This window comes from Pseudomonas sp. S4_EA_1b (assembly GCF_016307435.1).
Classification (GTDB): domain Bacteria; phylum Pseudomonadota; class Gammaproteobacteria; order Pseudomonadales; family Pseudomonadaceae; genus Aquipseudomonas; species Aquipseudomonas rhodesiae.
Genome location: NZ_JAEILC010000193.1, coordinates 1 through 1,193, shown reverse-complemented (window position 1 = coordinate 1,193; position 1,193 = coordinate 1). Strand labels below are relative to the sequence as shown.

Sequence of the window (1,193 nt, the reverse complement as noted above, 5' to 3'; positions counted from 1 at the left end):
GGAAATCCTGAAAAAGACTTCCTGATTTGGCAAAATCCCCGGACACCAATCGCCGAGCTTTTCGATGATGAAACAAATGACCTTCGCCGATGCCGAGTACGCCGGTAAGCGCAAGCAGACCCGCAAGGAGCTGTTCCTGATAGAGATGGATCGGGTCGTACCCTGGGAGGGTTTGATTGCTCTGATCAAACCTCATTACCCAAAGGGCGAAGGGGGCCGTCCAGCCTATCCGCTGATGGCGATGCTGCGGATTCATCTAATGCAGAACTGGTTCGGTTACAGCGATCCGGCGATGGAAGAGGCGCTGTACGAGACGACGATCCTGCGCCAGTTTTCCGGTCTGAGCCTGGAGCGAATCCCGGATGAAACCACCATCCTCAACTTCCGTCGCCTGCTGGAAAAGCATGAGTTGGCCACCGGTATTCTCGGCGTGATCAATGGCTATTTGGGCGACCGTGGCTTGTCACTGCGACAAGGCACCATCGTCGATGCCACTCTGATTCATGCGCCCAGTTCGACCAAGAACAAGGACGGCAAACGCGACCCGGAAATGCATCAGACCAAGAAGGGCAACCAGTATTACTTCGGTGCCAAAGCTCACATTGGTGTCGACGATGAGTCCGGGCTTGTGCACAGCGTGGTGGTCACTGCGGCCAACGTCGCGGACGTAACCCAAGTCGACAAACTGCTGCACGGTGGTGAGAACGTGGTCTGCGCTGATGCGGGCTATACCGGTGTAGAGAAGCGTGAAGAGCATGAGGGGCGCCAAGTCATCTGGCAGATTGCAGCCCGGCGCAGCACTTACAAAAAGCACGGTAACCGCAGCGCGTTATACAAAGCGATACGTAAGATCGAAAGAGCCAAGGCCCAGGTTCGCTCCAAGGTTGAGCATCCATTTCGGGTGATCAAGCGCCAGTTTGGTTATACGAAAGTGCGCTTCCGAGGCTTGGTGAAAAACACTGCTCAGATGGTGACGCTGTTCGCCCTGTCGAACATTTGGATGGCGCGTCGACATTTGCTCTCCAATGCAGGAGAGGTGCGTCCGTGAAGAGTGAAGTGACTGCTGCGAGGTGCTTGCAGCGGCAAAAAAGGCTGAAATAGACGGCAGGTTTGACCGGGATTTGAGCGGCTACCGTTTTTTGAAAGTGTCGATGGCGAAGTAGCCGGAAAACAGGGGCTACTTCAGACCATCC

At 55.2% G+C, this 1,193-nt stretch carries 1 protein-coding gene; it reads left to right on the top strand.

All coding sequences use genetic code 11. From position 1 onward, the window contains the following. Positions 1–67 precede the first annotated feature (67 nt). Positions 68–1,048: an IS5-like element ISPa26 family transposase gene (locus YA0848_RS35410; protein WP_024086516.1), complete on the top strand. Its 981-nt coding sequence runs from the start codon at positions 68–70 to the stop codon at positions 1,046–1,048. Positions 1,049–1,193: the final 145 nt, after the last annotated feature.

What these genes read in the sequence shown, in the direction of transcription:
- YA0848_RS35410 (WP_024086516.1), top strand. Translation starts at nt 68, where the DNA reads ATGAAACAAATGACCTTCGCCGATGCCGAGTACGCCGGTAAGCGCAAG.